Here is a 416-nt window from a genome sequence, read left to right on the forward strand (position 1 = left end):
CTCTGCCGCCGCTGAGGGTGTCGGCGCCGGCGCCGCCATCCAGCCAGTCATTGCCGGCCCCGCCTTGCAGGGTGTTGTTGTAGGCGTTGCCGAGCAGGGTGTTGTTCAGGTCGTTGCCGATCACGGTGAAGGCACCAAGGCCGGTGACGGTGACATCTTCGACGTTCTGCAGGTTGCTTTGATTGAGGTCGACGGTGCTGCTGGCCAGGGTCGAGGTGTAGCTGATGTTCAGCAGGTCGCGGCCCTGGTCGGCGGTTTCCTGCAGCAGCGCCAGTTCGCCGGCCTGGTCGAGGATATAGGTGTCGTCGCCGGCGCCGCCGATCATGGTGTCCAGGCCGGTCTGGCCGTTGAGGATGTTGTTGCCGCTGTTGCCGGTCAGCACGTTGTTCAGGGCATTGCCGACGCCGTTGAGGTTG

At 64.7% G+C, this 416-nt stretch carries 1 protein-coding gene; it reads right to left on the reverse strand.

The features are described from left to right. Positions 1–416 (reverse strand): calcium-binding protein (locus tag AC1DQM_RS29935; RefSeq protein ID WP_477747277.1); only part of this gene is annotated, 416 nt, incomplete at both ends.

The organism is Pseudomonas sp. 01L34 (genome assembly GCF_056400265.1).